The 14,433-nt window shown below is 40.9% G+C and carries 12 protein-coding genes, 3 pseudogenes and 1 riboswitch; of the genes and pseudogenes, 5 read left to right on the forward strand and 10 right to left on the reverse strand.

From position 1 onward, the window contains the following. Positions 1 to 129: 129 nt before the first annotated feature. Positions 130 to 1,179 (reverse strand): NAD(P)-dependent alcohol dehydrogenase, encoded by a 1,050-nt coding sequence (locus tag MHB46_RS01635; protein WP_341161389.1) that lies wholly within the window; start codon positions 1,177 to 1,179, stop codon positions 130 to 132. Positions 1,180 to 1,483: 304 nt separating this feature from the next. On the opposite strand from MHB46_RS01635, the gene MHB46_RS01640 reads away from it, so the two are divergent. Beyond that, on the forward strand, positions 1,484 to 2,029 hold the full coding sequence (locus MHB46_RS01640; protein ID WP_165179876.1) for a TetR/AcrR family transcriptional regulator: 546 nt from the start codon (positions 1,484 to 1,486) through the stop codon (positions 2,027 to 2,029). Positions 2,030 to 2,194: 165 nt separating this feature from the next. On the opposite strand, the gene MHB46_RS01645 is transcribed toward MHB46_RS01640, so the two are convergent. From MHB46_RS01645 to MHB46_RS01660, 4 genes and pseudogenes are all read right to left on the reverse strand, one after another. Further along, on the reverse strand, positions 2,195 to 2,740 hold the full coding sequence (locus MHB46_RS01645) for an alpha-amylase family glycosyl hydrolase (RefSeq protein ID WP_445667605.1): 546 nt from the start codon (positions 2,738 to 2,740) through the stop codon (positions 2,195 to 2,197). Positions 2,741 to 3,341: 601 nt separating this feature from the next. Beyond that, positions 3,342 to 3,809 carry a PAS domain-containing protein gene (locus MHB46_RS01650; protein WP_341161390.1) on the reverse strand — a complete coding sequence of 156 codons (468 nt, stop codon included), beginning with the start codon at positions 3,807 to 3,809 and terminating at the stop codon, positions 3,342 to 3,344. 1 nt (position 3,810) lies between these two features. Next, positions 3,811 to 4,651: pseudogene (locus MHB46_RS01655) on the reverse strand (alpha/beta fold hydrolase). Positions 4,652 to 5,233: 582 nt separating this feature from the next. Further along, positions 5,234 to 6,328 carry an L-dopachrome tautomerase-related protein gene (locus tag MHB46_RS01660; protein ID WP_341163676.1) on the reverse strand — a complete coding sequence of 365 codons (1,095 nt, stop codon included), beginning with the start codon at positions 6,326 to 6,328 and terminating at the stop codon, positions 5,234 to 5,236. A gap of 179 nt (positions 6,329 to 6,507) precedes the next feature. On the opposite strand from MHB46_RS01660, the pseudogene MHB46_RS01665 reads away from it, so the two are divergent. Both MHB46_RS01665 and MHB46_RS01670 read left to right on the forward strand, forming a co-directional pair. Next, positions 6,508 to 7,508, forward strand: a pseudogene (locus MHB46_RS01665) (IS110 family transposase). Positions 7,509 to 7,594: 86 nt separating this feature from the next. Then, on the forward strand, positions 7,595 to 8,779 hold the full coding sequence (locus tag MHB46_RS01670; RefSeq protein ID WP_341161391.1) for a PucR family transcriptional regulator: 1,185 nt from the start codon (positions 7,595 to 7,597) through the stop codon (positions 8,777 to 8,779). Positions 8,780 to 8,880: 101 nt separating this feature from the next. On the opposite strand, the gene MHB46_RS01675 is transcribed toward MHB46_RS01670, so the two are convergent. The 4 genes from MHB46_RS01675 to MHB46_RS01690 all read right to left on the reverse strand — a co-directional run bounded on the left by MHB46_RS01675 (position 8,881) and on the right by MHB46_RS01690 (position 10,812). Beyond that, positions 8,881 to 9,195, reverse strand: a complete 315-nt coding sequence (locus tag MHB46_RS01675; protein WP_023988641.1) for a DMT family transporter — start codon at positions 9,193 to 9,195, stop codon at positions 8,881 to 8,883. Positions 9,196 to 9,198: 3 nt separating this feature from the next. After that, positions 9,199 to 9,540 (reverse strand): DMT family transporter, encoded by a 342-nt coding sequence (locus MHB46_RS01680; protein ID WP_053325459.1) that lies wholly within the window; start codon positions 9,538 to 9,540, stop codon positions 9,199 to 9,201. A 93-nt stretch (positions 9,541 to 9,633) separates the two neighbouring features. Continuing rightward, positions 9,634 to 9,732, reverse strand: a riboswitch (guanidine-I (ykkC/yxkD leader). Between the two features lie 77 nt (positions 9,733 to 9,809). Beyond that, positions 9,810 to 10,334, reverse strand: coding sequence for a GNAT family N-acetyltransferase (locus tag MHB46_RS01685; protein WP_053325458.1), 525 nt, complete (start codon positions 10,332 to 10,334; stop codon positions 9,810 to 9,812). A gap of 25 nt (positions 10,335 to 10,359) precedes the next feature. Further along, positions 10,360 to 10,812, reverse strand: a complete 453-nt coding sequence (locus tag MHB46_RS01690) for a MarR family winged helix-turn-helix transcriptional regulator (protein ID WP_023988638.1) — start codon at positions 10,810 to 10,812, stop codon at positions 10,360 to 10,362. Between the two features lie 114 nt (positions 10,813 to 10,926). Here MHB46_RS01690 and MHB46_RS01695 point away from each other — a divergent pair. Continuing rightward, positions 10,927 to 11,190, forward strand: a pseudogene (locus tag MHB46_RS01695) (YitT family protein); the annotation flags it as partial. Between the two features lie 69 nt (positions 11,191 to 11,259). Next, positions 11,260 to 12,174 (forward strand): dihydrodipicolinate synthase family protein, encoded by a 915-nt coding sequence (locus MHB46_RS01700; RefSeq protein ID WP_341161392.1) that lies wholly within the window; start codon positions 11,260 to 11,262, stop codon positions 12,172 to 12,174. A 348-nt stretch (positions 12,175 to 12,522) separates the two neighbouring features. Here MHB46_RS01700 and MHB46_RS01705 read toward each other — a convergent pair whose 3' ends face one another. Then, the gene (locus MHB46_RS01705) at positions 12,523 to 14,385 is read right to left on the reverse strand and encodes a beta-glucoside-specific PTS transporter subunit IIABC (protein WP_341161393.1); all 1,863 of its coding nucleotides are present in this window, start codon (positions 14,383 to 14,385) and stop codon (positions 12,523 to 12,525) included. Positions 14,386 to 14,433: the final 48 nt, after the last annotated feature.

Raw genomic sequence — 14,433 nt, forward strand, 5'->3', positions numbered from 1 at the left:
CCTGTGACAGTATACCCCTCCGATATACAAAGGGTCTTAGATAAATTTCGGAAGATCTGTCTTTTCCTTATCCAACTCAAGGGCACACCACCCGGCGTGCCCTTGATATTTTTTTGCTGCAATGAATCCCTATTCGTTCCCCATCGTGCTGATGTCGATGACAAATCGATACCGGACATCCGAAGCAAGTACGCGTTCCCATGCCTCATCAATCTGATTAGCGGAGATAACCTCGATCTCAGGCGTAATGTGGTGTTCAGCGCAGAAATCAAGCATTTCCTGTGTTTCCCGAATACCGCCGATTGCCGATCCAGCAAACGACCGACGATGCGGGATAAGAGAGAATACTTGAACAGGCAATGCCTCCGGCGGCGCACCGACATTAACCAAGGTACCGTCCACTGCCAGCAGTGATAGGTAGGCATTCAAATCAATTTTCGCGCTCACCGTATTCACGATGAGATCAAACCTGCCGGCCAGCTTCTTAAATGTCTCCGCATCGCTGGTGGCATAATAATGGTCCGCTCCTAGTTTCAAACCATCTTCTTTTTTCTTCAAGGTTTGAGATAAAACCGTTACTTCTGCTTCCATAGCATGAGCGAGCTTCACAGCCATGTGTCCGAGTCCGCCAAGTCCAACAACTGCTACCTTCTTGCCGGAAGCAGCACCCCAATGGCGCAGCGGAGAGTACGTTGTGATCCCAGCACATAAAAGCGGAGCGGCGACATCAAGATCAATGCCGTCAGGAATTCGAACCACGAAATCTTCCGTTACGACGATGTGGGTGGAATAACCCCCCTGTGTATATTGTCCATATCTGTCGATAGCTGCGTAGGTACCCGTATGTCCATTAAGACAATATTGCTCCTCTCCTCTACGGCAACTCTCGCACTCTCGACAGGAATCAACCATGCAGCCAACTCCTACTCGGTCACCAACAGTATACTTTGTGACTTCCGAGCCAACCTGGGCGACAACACCGGCGATCTCATGTCCTGGAACGATAGGATATTGGACTGGCCCCCAATCCCCACGGGCGGTATGGATGTCAGAGTGGCAAATACCCGCATACTTGATCTCAATGAGAACATCATGCGGCTTAAGATCTCTGCGCTCAATTGTAGTTAGTATGAACGGACCTTCCGGACCGAACACAGCACGTGCATTAGCATTAATCATATATAACCTCCAGTGAATACAATTTTATCTGTTAGTCCTTTTTTAGAAATTAGTAATGATTATTCACATTTTTTTATTAACTACCAAGTGAACATCCCTCCTTTCTAAATTTAAGTTCTCCTTATAGGTAATATTAGTGAACCGCAGAGAGCGGATAAACAAAACTTGTTGTTTTATCAACTCACGTCTATTATTATAAAAAAGAAGCCTAAGTTCAATGGTTAAAAAAGCGCAATTTGTTGAAATAACAACATCATCACGAAAAGTGTTCATTATTTTGAGTTGGTCAGGGGGAAAAGACTAAATGATAAAAGTGGATCGGAGAATTCTAAAAACGCAAGAATCCTTGAAAAAAGCCGTTATTGAACTGATGGCTGTAAAAAACTTCGATGACATTACCATTCAAGACATTGCAGACCAGGCAAACGTAAACCGTGGTACGATTTATCTTCATTATCAGGACAAATATGATTTGTTGGATAAACTGATCGAATCACACATGAATGAATTAGGCGAAATGGATGAATGGGCATGTAAGCTGGATTGGAGCAATGGACTTGTACCTTTTTTTGAGTATTTTGAGAAAAATTATTTATTTTTTTCGACTATGTTAGCCAGTAAAGGAGCCCCCTCTTTTAGAACTCGTCTTCTTGATTATGTTATGGGAGGATTCAGAGGTGAGATTGATAGAGAAAGTGGAAGAAATGTGGATTTAAATGAAGACGTTATGTTGCAATATGCTGGTACCGCTTATGTAGGGGTAATAGAATGGTGGATTAGAAATGAAATGCCGTATCCGCCACAAATCATGGCTGAACAAGTTGGAGCCTTATTGGAGAGAAGTCTATAGAGGGTTAAATAATAGGTTAAAATAGAGTCTATACTGATTGAAGATAACTGCCCGTTAGTTTATCAAAAATGGAGCAGCTACCAACCGGCAAACTGCTCCATGCTATTTTCAACTAACGTTTTTCGTCTGCTCAATGATATATCAGTAATCACTTCGCCCATTCCCTTAAATTATCCATTTATACCATAATGAACAAGTTTTTCGTAGCTCAAGCCTTGTTAATCTGATATGTTCAAATTGAAATACCATTGAAAACTCACTGCCGTCCGGGTTGCTATACAATTTGGCGATCTCTGGCGTAGCGCCCCATGTTTCTCCAACCGTCAGCAGATCTCCAGCTTTTTGAAACGTCTCCTTGCTGAGTTCCCTGATATACTTATGCAGATTCGGCCCGTTGCTGGTAATTTTCAAATCTGGTTCTTTTCCGATTAAGTCAATTACGTCAAGCCGAAAACCGCCTACACCATTGCTTATCCACCAATTGATCATTTCGTAAATCTCTTGTCGGACTTTTGGGTTCTCCCAGTTGAGATCCGGCTGTTTTACAGAAAAAAGATGTAAATAATATTGTCCTATCTCGGGTAACCATTCCCAAGCTGAACCACCAAATATGGAACCCAAGTCGTTTGGTGGCATTTCTCCAATGCCATCTCTCCAGACATAATAGTCATGGTACGGATTTTCTTTACTTTTTTTGCTTCTTGAAACCAGGGATGCTCATCATATCATCCAAAGACCCGAACATCGGATCGATATCCCGATAGTCCGAAATATCATAACCAAAATCATAATCAACTAATCTCTTCAAAAAGGAATAGTCTGTCCCCAGAGCCCATGGTTCTATAGAGAAACTTGAAGGCCATCGAACCTGTTTTAGTCTGATAGATAGATCGTGCAATTATCACTTGCCGGTGGTTTAAAACCAACCATAAGATCCGCAGCTAGGTCAACATTTACACACCATCGTTCAAGCGATCAATAATACTTGAAATTTCCTTAGTTTTTGGTAGCGAGTGATTCTCCCAAAATGATTCGGAAATCTTCGAATACCTAATAATGTTGATATCAATAACGACAACATCTGTTTACTGAAAGGGGTGTTCATTCGCTTGGAAAAAATCACTTGCGAGTTCGTATAGGTCCTCGTTCAAATTCCCTGTTCTTTTAATTGCCTATCGGTAGTCAATAAAGGTAAGTCTGATAGCTGGGGGGTTCCAATAGACATTATCAATACTATAGTTTAACAGAGCCAAAAATAAAAAGCCGGGGTGATTCGGGCTTTTAGAGTATAACTACTCAAAGAAGCATTGAACTATATCTTGGGATTAGGTAAAGATGAAAGTTCTTCCTTTTTTTTATCAAGCTTCTGCTCAATCTTTAGTAGCTCCTCTCCCGCCTTCCGACAGGCTTTCTCAGCTTTTTCAATCTGTTGCTCGTATTCCTTCCTACGCAGCATGGGAATTAAGACACAATCGTACACCAATTCGTCTCCCTGCTCTCGAATCACAGCATTTAAAAGAACGGGAAGTGTTCCGCCGCTACCCGTTTTCATCATTAAATATATCTCATCTACGTGATGATTAAGCCGAATCAACGGTAAAAAATAAACCTGAAAGAAAATTTGGCTGGACCGATTTAGCAGGGATTCAAAACTGATACCGTTTACCCCTTGTTTTTCATATTCTAACAAGCGGCACAGCGTTGCATTGACGATGCGTATTGTCAGATTTTGATCCATCGACAAATAACCGCAGGGGGCATGATCCAACCGTTCGTCCATATTATGTGTGCAACTCGCTTTCCTGTATTGAATCGATTGAGGCAAGATATTCACTGATGAGTCTAATGGGTTTCATCCGGATGGCTTACGTGTGGACAATGACCGGTTGCATCCATCAGTCGGAACTCGCTCTCCTTCATCTGCTGATGGATATAGGCTCCAGCTTCCATCGGAACGATTACATCATCGGAGCATTGCAAAATCAACGAAGGCACCACTACCTTACCGAGTTCCTTACGGTAATCAGAGAGAAACGTTGCTTCCGCAAAACCACGGGCTACCTTAGGATCGGTTGCGCAAAAACTCAACTCAAGATCTTGAGATAATTCCGGCCGGTCTGTATTCCCCATAATGACAGGAGCCAGCTAGCTCACCCAACCTTGAAAGTTTTGATCCATCAAGTCCAATAAATCCATCAGATCTTCCCGTTCAAACCCGCCGATGTAATCAGGTAAATCGTTCAAATATCGTGCAGAAGGACCAATCAGAACAAGCCGATCAAAGTATTCCGATCTTTGAATAGAGGCCAGCATACCGATAGTAGCACCGACGGAATGACCCACTAGAATGGCATTCTTCAATTCGAGCGCTGAACAAATGTCTAAGATATCCTGGGCATACCCGTTCAGATCATGATAAATACAAGGATTATAAGCCTGCATATCGGACTTTCCCGAACCTACAAAGTCAAACAATACCAGCTTGTACTTCTCTTCGAAAGCTGGTGCGACAAAGCGCCACATGTTCTGGTCACAGCCAAAGCCATGGGCGAATATAAGAGTCTTGGAACCAAAGCCCCTTACTTTGACGTTGTTTCGAATGAGAATTTGTTGGCTATCCATCGACTTTTCCTCCTGGTTACGATAAATTCTGTTCAATAAATCATTATACCACTATATCAAGATTTTTAAATTTTTTCTGACGTGCGTAATCATCTGCTTGACTCTTATCTGCGGTTCCACAAGAAGCTACGCATATCATTGGCTTAAAGGCTAGCCACCAATTCACCGATTTGATTTATAGTTTTACAATCGAAGAACCTAAGCTGGATTAAAGAGACTAACACCAGTTGAGTTACCGTCGCCAGTTTGCAGCTCCATTATCCACAATGTTTTTTCGGAATTAGGATTACTCGTTGGACTAAACTGCCTGTTAGCTCTTAACAGAGTACCGATAGTCTACAATGTAGTGTAGTGCTTAAGATCAAAAATAACAGCAGCTAGCATACCGATTAAAGCTATTTGATTTCCAATTTCTCAAAAAACGTAAACGTCCTAATTTAAGTATACATAAGAATATGTAGAGCTTCCCTGGAATTGCTGAAATTAACAATACATGCCGCTACTAATTGTGTGGCAGCATGCATTGGTTATGAAATGCATTTTCTATTCAAATAAAGTCAACTTTGTAAAGTGAAATATTTATTAAAAGGTAGGAGCAGGTAATTCATCAATTTTTATACGAAGTAAACTATAAGGTTTTTGTCGCAGGTCTTTTCCATAATGAAATCTTGCCTGCCGATGTAATTGGTTCACAATAACATATAAGTATTGATCTGGACCAATAGAAAAAGTATCTGGCCATAAAATTCTCGGATCATGTGCGATGGTTTCCATTATTCCATTCGGAAATATCTTTCGAATACTATCGTTTTCATAGTCACCAGCGTAAACGTTTCCTTTTGCATCGGTTATCAATCCATCAGACGCACCTTTTTCTCCCCAATACTGCACATGATAACGTAAATTGAAATCCGGTATCGTTCTGTCTCTTAGGGCTTCTGTTGAGATCGAGTATAGATGACGACTGGTTAATGGACAAAAAAATATAATTTTTCCATCAGGAGAAATCGCTATACCATCAGAGGCCAATCGAAAGGGAGATGTCGAACCATCTGTGTTTCGATTCATCAAAATTTTACCTTCCACTTTCGGTAAAAAATACGGATCGGGTGAAGTTGAATTTGCTCCATTTAACCGTCTAAACGCATTTCCATTTTCTAAATTTACGACTATAATAGCGCCTGGACCTTTGGAAGAAGAATCCGTTATATATGCGTAACCTGATTTACCAACACGAAAATCAAATCGGACATCATTCAGATACGTTGTCGGCAAGATTGCATCTTCTGCAAACGTGTATACTTTTCTTATTGTATTTGTTTTTAAATCTACAGCGACTAATTTTGCCCCTCCTTTAATAGGCTCAGAAAAATTTGGTGCAGCTGTATCCAGTACCCACAGGGTTCCCCTTCCATCAGCAATTACACTTTGGACACTGATGAAGGACATAGTGATATTCAAAGGATTTACCAAATTCGTTTCTAAATTAGGATAAGGCTGCAACCGACCCTCAACAATTTCCGCTACCGTAAATCTAACGTCATCTCCCCATTTCGGAAAGCAAATGAAGATACGCCCGGTTTCTGATACACTAACGCCTGTAGGCATAGCCCCATAAAATGAATAAACGAGTTCTAACTTACCGAAATATTCTTCCATAGGTAACATAGGTTTTATGATATCCTCCCCAACATATTTGAACGGATATTACCTATAATATGTTTAAAAACTTTTTCTAATGCCTGCCTCTTAATGATTCTTTTCTAACCATAACATAGAAGCACGCTGGGTAGAGTAACCCTTTGCTGGTTGTTGCGCCAGTTCTCAATTTTAATTGCCGTAGAAAGGTGAATGTTATGGATGTCCTGATCGAGCGAGCTTGCGGTTTGGATGTTCACAAGAAGTCCATTACCGCATGTGTCGTAACTCCCGAAGGAAAGCGATTAAGACGTTTCATACCTACACGGTTTTCCTGCTTGATTTGATCGACTGGATCAAGCAACATTGCTGCACTCATGTGGCCATGGAAAGTACCGGCGTGTTCTGGAAACCGATCGTGAATTTGCTTGAAGCTGAAGAAATTCAGTTCCTCGTCGTTAACGCCCAGCACATCAAAGCCATTCCCGGCAGAAAAACGGACGTAAAAGATGCAGAATGGATTTGTAATCTGCTCCGCCACGGTCTGCTGAAACCCAGTTACATCCCAGACCGGAACCTAAGAGAACTGCGCGAATTAGTTCGTTACCGTTGCAGCCTGATTCAGAGACGGTCCCGCGAACACAACCGGGCCAAAAAGTGCTGGAAGGAGCCAACATTAAACTAGCTGCCGTTGTCTCCGACATCATGGGGTGAGCAGCAGCGACATGATGAATTCCTGATCGAGGGTGAAGAAGATACGGAAAAGCTGGCTGCATTCGCCCGAAGAACACTGAAGAAGGCTAGATACGATCCCGGGGATCGCAACACGCACCGTGGAACAAATTCTGCACGAAGTCGGGACCGACATTGGTGCGCGTTTCCCCTCCGACACTCATCTCTGTTAGTGGATAGGTCTAGTTCCAAGGCAGAACGAAAGTGGTAAACGAATATCCTCCAAGACTCTCGCAAAGGCAACAAATACCTTTGTTCGGCACTCATTGAAGTTGCCCATTCCGTATGCAGATCCGACAATTACTCGGGTGTTCAGTACCGACGCTGAAAAGGCAGAAACCGAGCGGCCGTGGCGGTCGCCCACTCCATCATGACTATTGTTTACCATCTCCTCACGCGCAGCAAGGATTACAAAGATTTAGGCGGTAATTATTTCGAAAAACGACAGCAAGAAGCAATTGTTAAACAAGAAGTTCGAAAGCTTTAGAATCTTGTTCAGGTAACTCTCACCGCTTCGTCAATCACGTGCAGCGATACAAGGAACCATTCCTGCAGCCATAAGGGTGGCCGAACTTGACAAACGAGGCCTCCCGCATCTTTGGTAATCCGGTAATCATTGTCGACGCAGGCTATAAGTTACTCGCTATGTGTCAAGCCCCTATCCCCAGCCGACCTGATATCGAACAGCAGCGAAATTTGGGCTATATTCTTGACAGTAATATTGAGAGCATGAAGAAATCCAATCTGTACGAACTGACCCTTATGGCTCTTATTCCTTATTATTCACGTGATCCCGAGACCAACGACTGTTGGATAACAGCTTTTGTGTACGTACATGGTATAGAATTCGCGCAGGTCAGTGTTATGGAACTGGATCGTAAATTTACAGATATTGATTTTAAACTCGTACAATTTCTTTGTGAGCTGGTTTCGGTAGAATTGCAAAAGAACGACTTTTATAATTACAATCCAGGAATGATGCATAGTTTTTTGCTTTCCGAACTGCTTACAGGCGAGCTCAATGATGCTAATGTCATCGCAATGCGACTGGCTCATCTGGAATGGACTCTTACACCTTACCTGAGAGTGCTGACCTTGACAGACCTGAAGAACGGCTTTTTTGACGGGAAAGTTCAGCTGGTTGCACAGCATATGATCCAATTACTTCCGGATAGCCGTTGGATCGTATATCAGGGACGTATTGTATTTCTCATTTCCCTTGTTGATTCATCCTGTAAAATCATTGCTGAAGACAAACGTATTCTGGAATTTCTCCAAGTAAACGGACTAACTGCTTCGCTGAGTGACTGCTTTAGTCATTTAACTTTTTTGCGAAAATATTATAAGCAATGCCTAACCGCCATTGAGATTGGTTTCCAAATTAATTCTAACAAGCCAGTGTATATGTATGAGGACTATCTCTGCGAGCATATTGGAAAAATCATATCGGAACAGAACGATCTCGCTGACTTCTGCCATCCAGTTATCCAAAAGTTAATTGCTTATGACAATGCCCACAAAACAAGTTTGCTATCTACCCTTGAAGCCTATCTTCAATATGTGGACACTCCAAATATTGCTGCTAAAACACTTTTTATTCATAGAAATACTTTGTTCTATCGAATCAACAGGATACGTGAGCTTTTCGAGATTGATCTAAGCGATGGTGATATTCGCCTGAAACTTCAATTGACTCTTCATTTTCTAAAACTGAAAACACAACGCGACGATCCTAAAGATCAGAGTATAGAAGGGTAAGCAAATGCAAAAAACATGCAGACAAAATTTCTTATCGCTACTTTGTCTGCATACTGGTCTTTTCTATCTATTTTCTTTATTTTTTCCAATTCCATCATTATTCAGCTTACCAGCTTTAGGCCAACTGCTGAACCGAGTACCATCGCGATGAACAGAATTCTCGCGGTATTACGCGGTTCACTGTAAAAGATCATGCCCAATATGGCACCGCCAGAAGCTCCAATACCGGTCCAAACAGCGTAGGCCGTGCCCATTGGTAGTGTTTCCATGGCCAGGGATAGAAACAAGAAGCTCAATCCAAAGCCTGCAAGCAGGTAAAAAGCAGACAGGAAATTCCGATCTTTATGGAGCTTATTAATCATGAGAACTCCCATCATCTCAAATACGCCTGCCAAAATTAGAAATACCCAGTTCATACGTCAGTCCACCTCTTTTCCTTGTTTCTTCTCTTTGCTCTGTATTTTGAGCCCTACAACTCCGAGCAGAAGCACCCCAATTAGCAACAATTTAGATCCTTGTACCTCAGCACCAAACAACAAAATTTCTGCTAATACAGTGCCGGCCGTTCCCAACCCGACAAATACTGCATACACCGTACCTACCGGAAGCGTACGGGAAGCCATAATCATGAGTATGAAACTTACTAAAATGGCAACTAAAGTGCCCCCCCACTCTAACCAGCCGCTGGCATGTTTCAGGCCGATGACCCATCCAACTTCGAATAATGCCGCAACTACAACAGATAACCATGTCTTGTTCATTTTGTGCTTCCTCCTTTTTGATAATGCTGCAAAGTAGTATGGATTTATAGCAGCAATAAAAAAAGCCTGAGAGAATACTGCATACAGCAGTTTTTCTCCCAGGCTTTTATCCCTCCGTGGCACAGTACGACGACTGTGAGTTTTCTCTCGGACCAGCCGATATTACATCGCGGAACCCTAGAAAACATTTTCGAATTCAATTATAGTTAATATTATACACAGTAGTGAATAAATTATAATATAAAATAATAAAGAATTCTTATATCATTCTAAACTTGTATCATTGTTTTGGTCATTATGAAATCAATTTGTTCTTCATCACCCATATAAAAAGAGTGTGCGCCAGTTTGAACAAACCCCATTTTCTTATAAAAAGCAATGGCGTTTTCATTTTTTTCCCATACGCCGAGCCAGATTTTCTTTTTATTATGCTCCATCGCAATTTCCATAGCTTTATTTAGCAGATATTTACCAAGCCCATGTTTTTGAGATTTGTTTTTTATATAAATCCTCTCAATTTCGAGCGACTCATCACCCATTTTTTCAGATTGGGCGTCATTCATATTTACCTTTAAATATCCAGCCAGTTCTTCATTGAAATAGATGAAAAAGATTTCTGAAGAGACGTTGGACAATTCCTCCTCCAACTGTTTAAAGTTAAATGCTTTTTCCAAATAGGCTTTCATATTTTCAGGTGAATTCTGATCTTTAAAAGTATCATTAAATGTTTCAATACTTATTTTTTGGAGTATTTGTAAATCTTCACGGTTGCACTTTATTATTTTTACAGTCACTTAATGTATCGCTCCTTCATGTAAATCAATAATTTCTCTTGTTCCCCTTTTTTACAAATTCCCAGTCTTCCCCTATATTTTCTCTCACTCTTTGAAGAAGATTGAAAATGGTTTCTACTTCTCTTTCCGAAAATCCCTCTAATGCAACGTTATTGGAATAATCATTTTCTCTTTTTATAAAAGGATAAACATTGTTCCCTTTATCTGTTGGATAGAGTTTTTTAATTTTTTGGTTATGGTTATCTTCTTTCTTTTCAATAAATCCATTAATTACAAGTTTTTTTATAGCACGAGATGCAGTTGTTCGATCTACTTTTATCATCTCAGCTAACTTTTCTTGAATGATTCCTGGGTTTTCACATATTCTCACAAGGTACAAATACTGCCCTTTTGTAAGGTCATATTCTTTAAATTCGATATTACTTATAGAATCTAATGCCCTTGCGATCATTCCAATTTCACGAAGTACTTCCTTCATAGTTAACTCCTTCGCACCTATTTTATTGCAAATGCAATAAAAATGATATATATTGAATTTACCTTATTTTTATTGCATTTGCAACATAAAATTATGTTAAAGAGGTCGAGTAAAGTGAGATATGTTTTTTTCGTATTAGGAATTTTTATATTATCCCTTGGAATTTCGTTCACTATACAATCAGACCTTGGGACTTCACCTTTTGATGCACTTTTGGTAGGACTGTCCATAAATGTAGGGCTTACTGTGGGAAGTTGGGAAATCATAATAGCTATAATATTGATATGTTGTAATTCGCTTTTAAAAAGACAAAGACCTGAAGTTTTGGGGTTGTTAACAGCATTTATAACGGGTTATTTGTCTCTCCATTGGTACTTTAATTGTGTCTAATTCATTTTTATAATGTGTTTGTATTTTGAAGGTCAATTAATAAAGGAGTGTAGCTTTATGTTCTGTGGATTATCTGCTTTTCCACTCACCCCAGTTAACGAGACAGGTATTAACGAAAAAGCATTTGTGACACTAATTCAACGATTAGTTGCAGCTGGTGTAGACTCAATTGGTGCATTGGGTTCAACTGGAAATTATGCATATCTTAATCGAGAAGAACGTTTACGTGTGCTTCGACTTGCTGTCCATTCATCTGAGGGGATTCCCGTGATGACAAGTATAAGTGCGATTCGTACTTCTGAAGTACATCGATTAGCGGAAGATGCACAAAGAGCAGGAGCAAGCGCAGTGCTGTTAGCTCCTGTTTCTTACCAGGCATTAACAAATGAAGAGGTATATTCGTTGTATGAACAGGTGACAAGCTCGCTCTCTATTCCGCTCTGCGTATATGATAATCCGGGGACTACACATTTTCATTTCAGTGATGAGTTGCACGGTCGGATTGCTGAGCTGCCTAACGTTCGTTCTATCAAGATTCCTGGAGTGCCTTCTGATCCTGAAGCAGCCAAGGCACGCATTAGAAAACTGCGAACGGCCATTCCTCCCCATGTAACTATAGGAGTAAGTGGAGACTCATCCGCAGTCACTGGCTTGAATGCAGGCTGTGAAGCATGGTACTCGGTTCTCGGTGGTTTGTTTCCAAAGGCGTGCCTAAAAATGACCCGTTTGGCCCAGGACGGTTTTGCTGATGAAGCGGAACGACTCTCGGCGCTACTTGAACCTATTTGGACGTTATTTCATCAATATGGTAGCCTTCGTGTTGTTTCAGCAGCAGCAGAAATAAGTGGCTTGATCTCAAGTCCCAGTCTTCCTTTGCCCTTACAACCATTGAATCAATCAGCTAGAGAACACTTGGAATTCATACTAAAGGATCTTCAGTCCACAGAAACATTCTATTCACCATTCGGCTAATACCTTTTCGAAGGGGAGACTACTAAGCACGTTTGCAGTAAAATTTTTCGTTATGACTGTTGGAGGAACAACAGATGTGGTTCACATTTGCAATTGGTGCTGAACGTGTTCCAGAGGCTTTGAATTACATTGTCCTAGAAGCAGACTCATTACCTCTCGAAGTCGATAAGGCTATTTCGAGACCTTATTGTCCAATACTTTGCTGAACTATCCAAGCATTCGTAATATCTAATCCTTTTCTTCGTTAACAACAAAACTATCTACTAAAAAAGCCAGCTATAATAGCTATAGCTGGCTGTTATACGTTTTTTCAATTTACTTCCATGATCAAATTCATGCTGTCCTGTGTTAAACCAAATTTGAAGATGAAACGCTAGGTTTTGCAGGAATCACATGTAATAACTGTTTTGAATTTGGATCCTCCAGATTCACATGCACTTGATCATAATTAAATGAATTCGTAACAATAACCATTACCGTAGGATCATAACCCGCAGCCTTAATTTGCTCCAAGTCAAACTCAACTAATTTATCATCAATGCCAATTCTATCATTTTCCTTAACCAATGGTTTAAAGTGTTGTCCCTTTAATTTCACAGTATTAATACCGATATGAATCAAAAGTTCTATACCGGAATCAGATACAATGCCAATCGCATGCCCGGTTTTGTACACGCTGCTTACCGTTCCGTTTACCGGAGCTGTAACAATTCCGCTAATTGGAACAATCCCTGCTCCTTTACCCATCGCTTCAGAAGCAAACACCTCATCGCTTACACTGCTTAAAGGAACAATTTGGCCATTAACAGGTACCACAACCTCGTTTGGATTTGCTTGATCACTCAAATTCGTCACACTCTTATTCGAAACACCGAAGAAATAAGTTAAAATGACGGCTCCAAAGAATGCAATAATCAATCCGATGACTTCTCCAATGAAACCTTGGCCTAAATAAGTTGGAATAGCCAACAAGCTAGGAAATGTAAATGTGGATGCATGTACTTCAAACGATCCAATAACAGCGCCTCCAATACCAGCAGCGATCATTGCACAGTAGAATGGACGCTTTAATTTAAGGGTTACGCCGTAAATTGCCGGTTCAGTGATACCAAAAATGGCTGTGATTGCTGCAGAACCCGATAGGCCTTTGATTTTGGCATCCTTGGTTTTCAAAAATACGCCTAGAGCAGCACCTGCTTGAGAAAGTACGGCTGCACATACAATCGGCAACCATTGGTCGTATCCTTGATTAGCGACATTGTTTATCATCAGCGTAATCAGCGCCCAATGGACTCCAAAAATAACAATCGACTGATGGAACGCTCCTAAAACCAACCCAGCAAGTAATGGGGAGAAACCAAAGATTGCTAACAATACCATGGCGAACAGGTCACTGATCTTTGTGCCTAGAGGGCCGATAACAGCCAAAGTTAGAGGCAACATAATCACTAGAGAAACCAGAGGGGTTAGCATATTACGAATTGATTCCGGAAAGAATTTTTTCAACAAAGGTTCCAAGTAAGAGAGGCCCCAAATCGACAACAGAATGGGAAACACAGACGCCGTATACGTAATTGGTATGATCGGTATGCCAAAGAAATCAATCGTTTGTGAATTGGATACGATCTCTACTAAAGACGGATGAATGAGTGCACCAGCTAACGAAACGGCTACGAATGGGTTGACTTTCAGCTTCTTGGCCGCAGTAAATGCCAAGAAAATCGGCAAAAAATAGAAAATGGCATCACTTGCTGCATTCCATATTTTATACGCACCACTGTCGGTCGATATCCAGTTCATTGTTGTAAATAAAGCTAGAATGCCTTTCAAAATTCCGGATCCAGCCAAGGCTCCCAGAAATGGCGTAAATACGGCCGAAACAAAATCCATCAACTGACTGACAGGATTAAATTTCCCAGTTATTTTTTCTGAAGCGCTTTCATTGTTGCTAGAAACATGTAATGCCATTCCAGGTAATGATGTTAGTGCATCATAGACTTGAGCAACGGAATTACCAACAACCACCTGATACTGTCCGGCACTATTGACGACGGTAATAACCCCATCTGTGTTTTCAATCTTTTTAGTATCTGCAGCACTCACATCATTTAATTTAAATCTCAACCTAGTGGCACAATGCCACACCGCATTTACATTCTCTTTTCCTCCTACGCCATCCAGAATATCCTTTGCCAATTTTTGATAACTCATAGTTGTCCCCCCTATTATAAATGCCCGGACCATTTTCCACATACCGTA

The organism is Paenibacillus sp. FSL H7-0703 (assembly GCF_038003485.1).
GTDB lineage: Bacteria > Bacillota > Bacilli > Paenibacillales > Paenibacillaceae > Paenibacillus > Paenibacillus polymyxa_B.

Excerpts from the sequence above, each read along its gene's own strand:
- MHB46_RS01700 (WP_341161392.1), top strand. The coding sequence starts at position 11,260 with ATGTTCTGTGGATTATCTGCTTTTCCACTCACCCCAGTTAACGAGACA.
- MHB46_RS01705 (WP_341161393.1), bottom strand. The coding sequence starts at position 14,385 with ATGAGTTATCAAAAATTGGCAAAGGATATTCTGGATGGCGTAGGAGGA.
- MHB46_RS01680 (WP_053325459.1), bottom strand. The coding sequence starts at position 9,540 with ATGAACAAGACATGGTTATCTGTTGTAGTTGCGGCATTATTCGAAGTT.
- MHB46_RS01675 (WP_023988641.1), bottom strand. The coding sequence starts at position 9,195 with ATGAACTGGGTATTTCTAATTTTGGCAGGCGTATTTGAGATGATGGGA.
- MHB46_RS01690 (WP_023988638.1), bottom strand. The coding sequence starts at position 10,812 with ATGAAGGAAGTACTTCGTGAAATTGGAATGATCGCAAGGGCATTAGAT.
- MHB46_RS01650 (WP_341161390.1), bottom strand. The coding sequence starts at position 3,809 with ATGGACGAACGGTTGGATCATGCCCCCTGCGGTTATTTGTCGATGGAT.
- MHB46_RS01640 (WP_165179876.1), top strand. The coding sequence starts at position 1,484 with ATGATAAAAGTGGATCGGAGAATTCTAAAAACGCAAGAATCCTTGAAA.
- MHB46_RS01635 (WP_341161389.1), bottom strand. The coding sequence starts at position 1,179 with ATGATTAATGCTAATGCACGTGCTGTGTTCGGTCCGGAAGGTCCGTTC.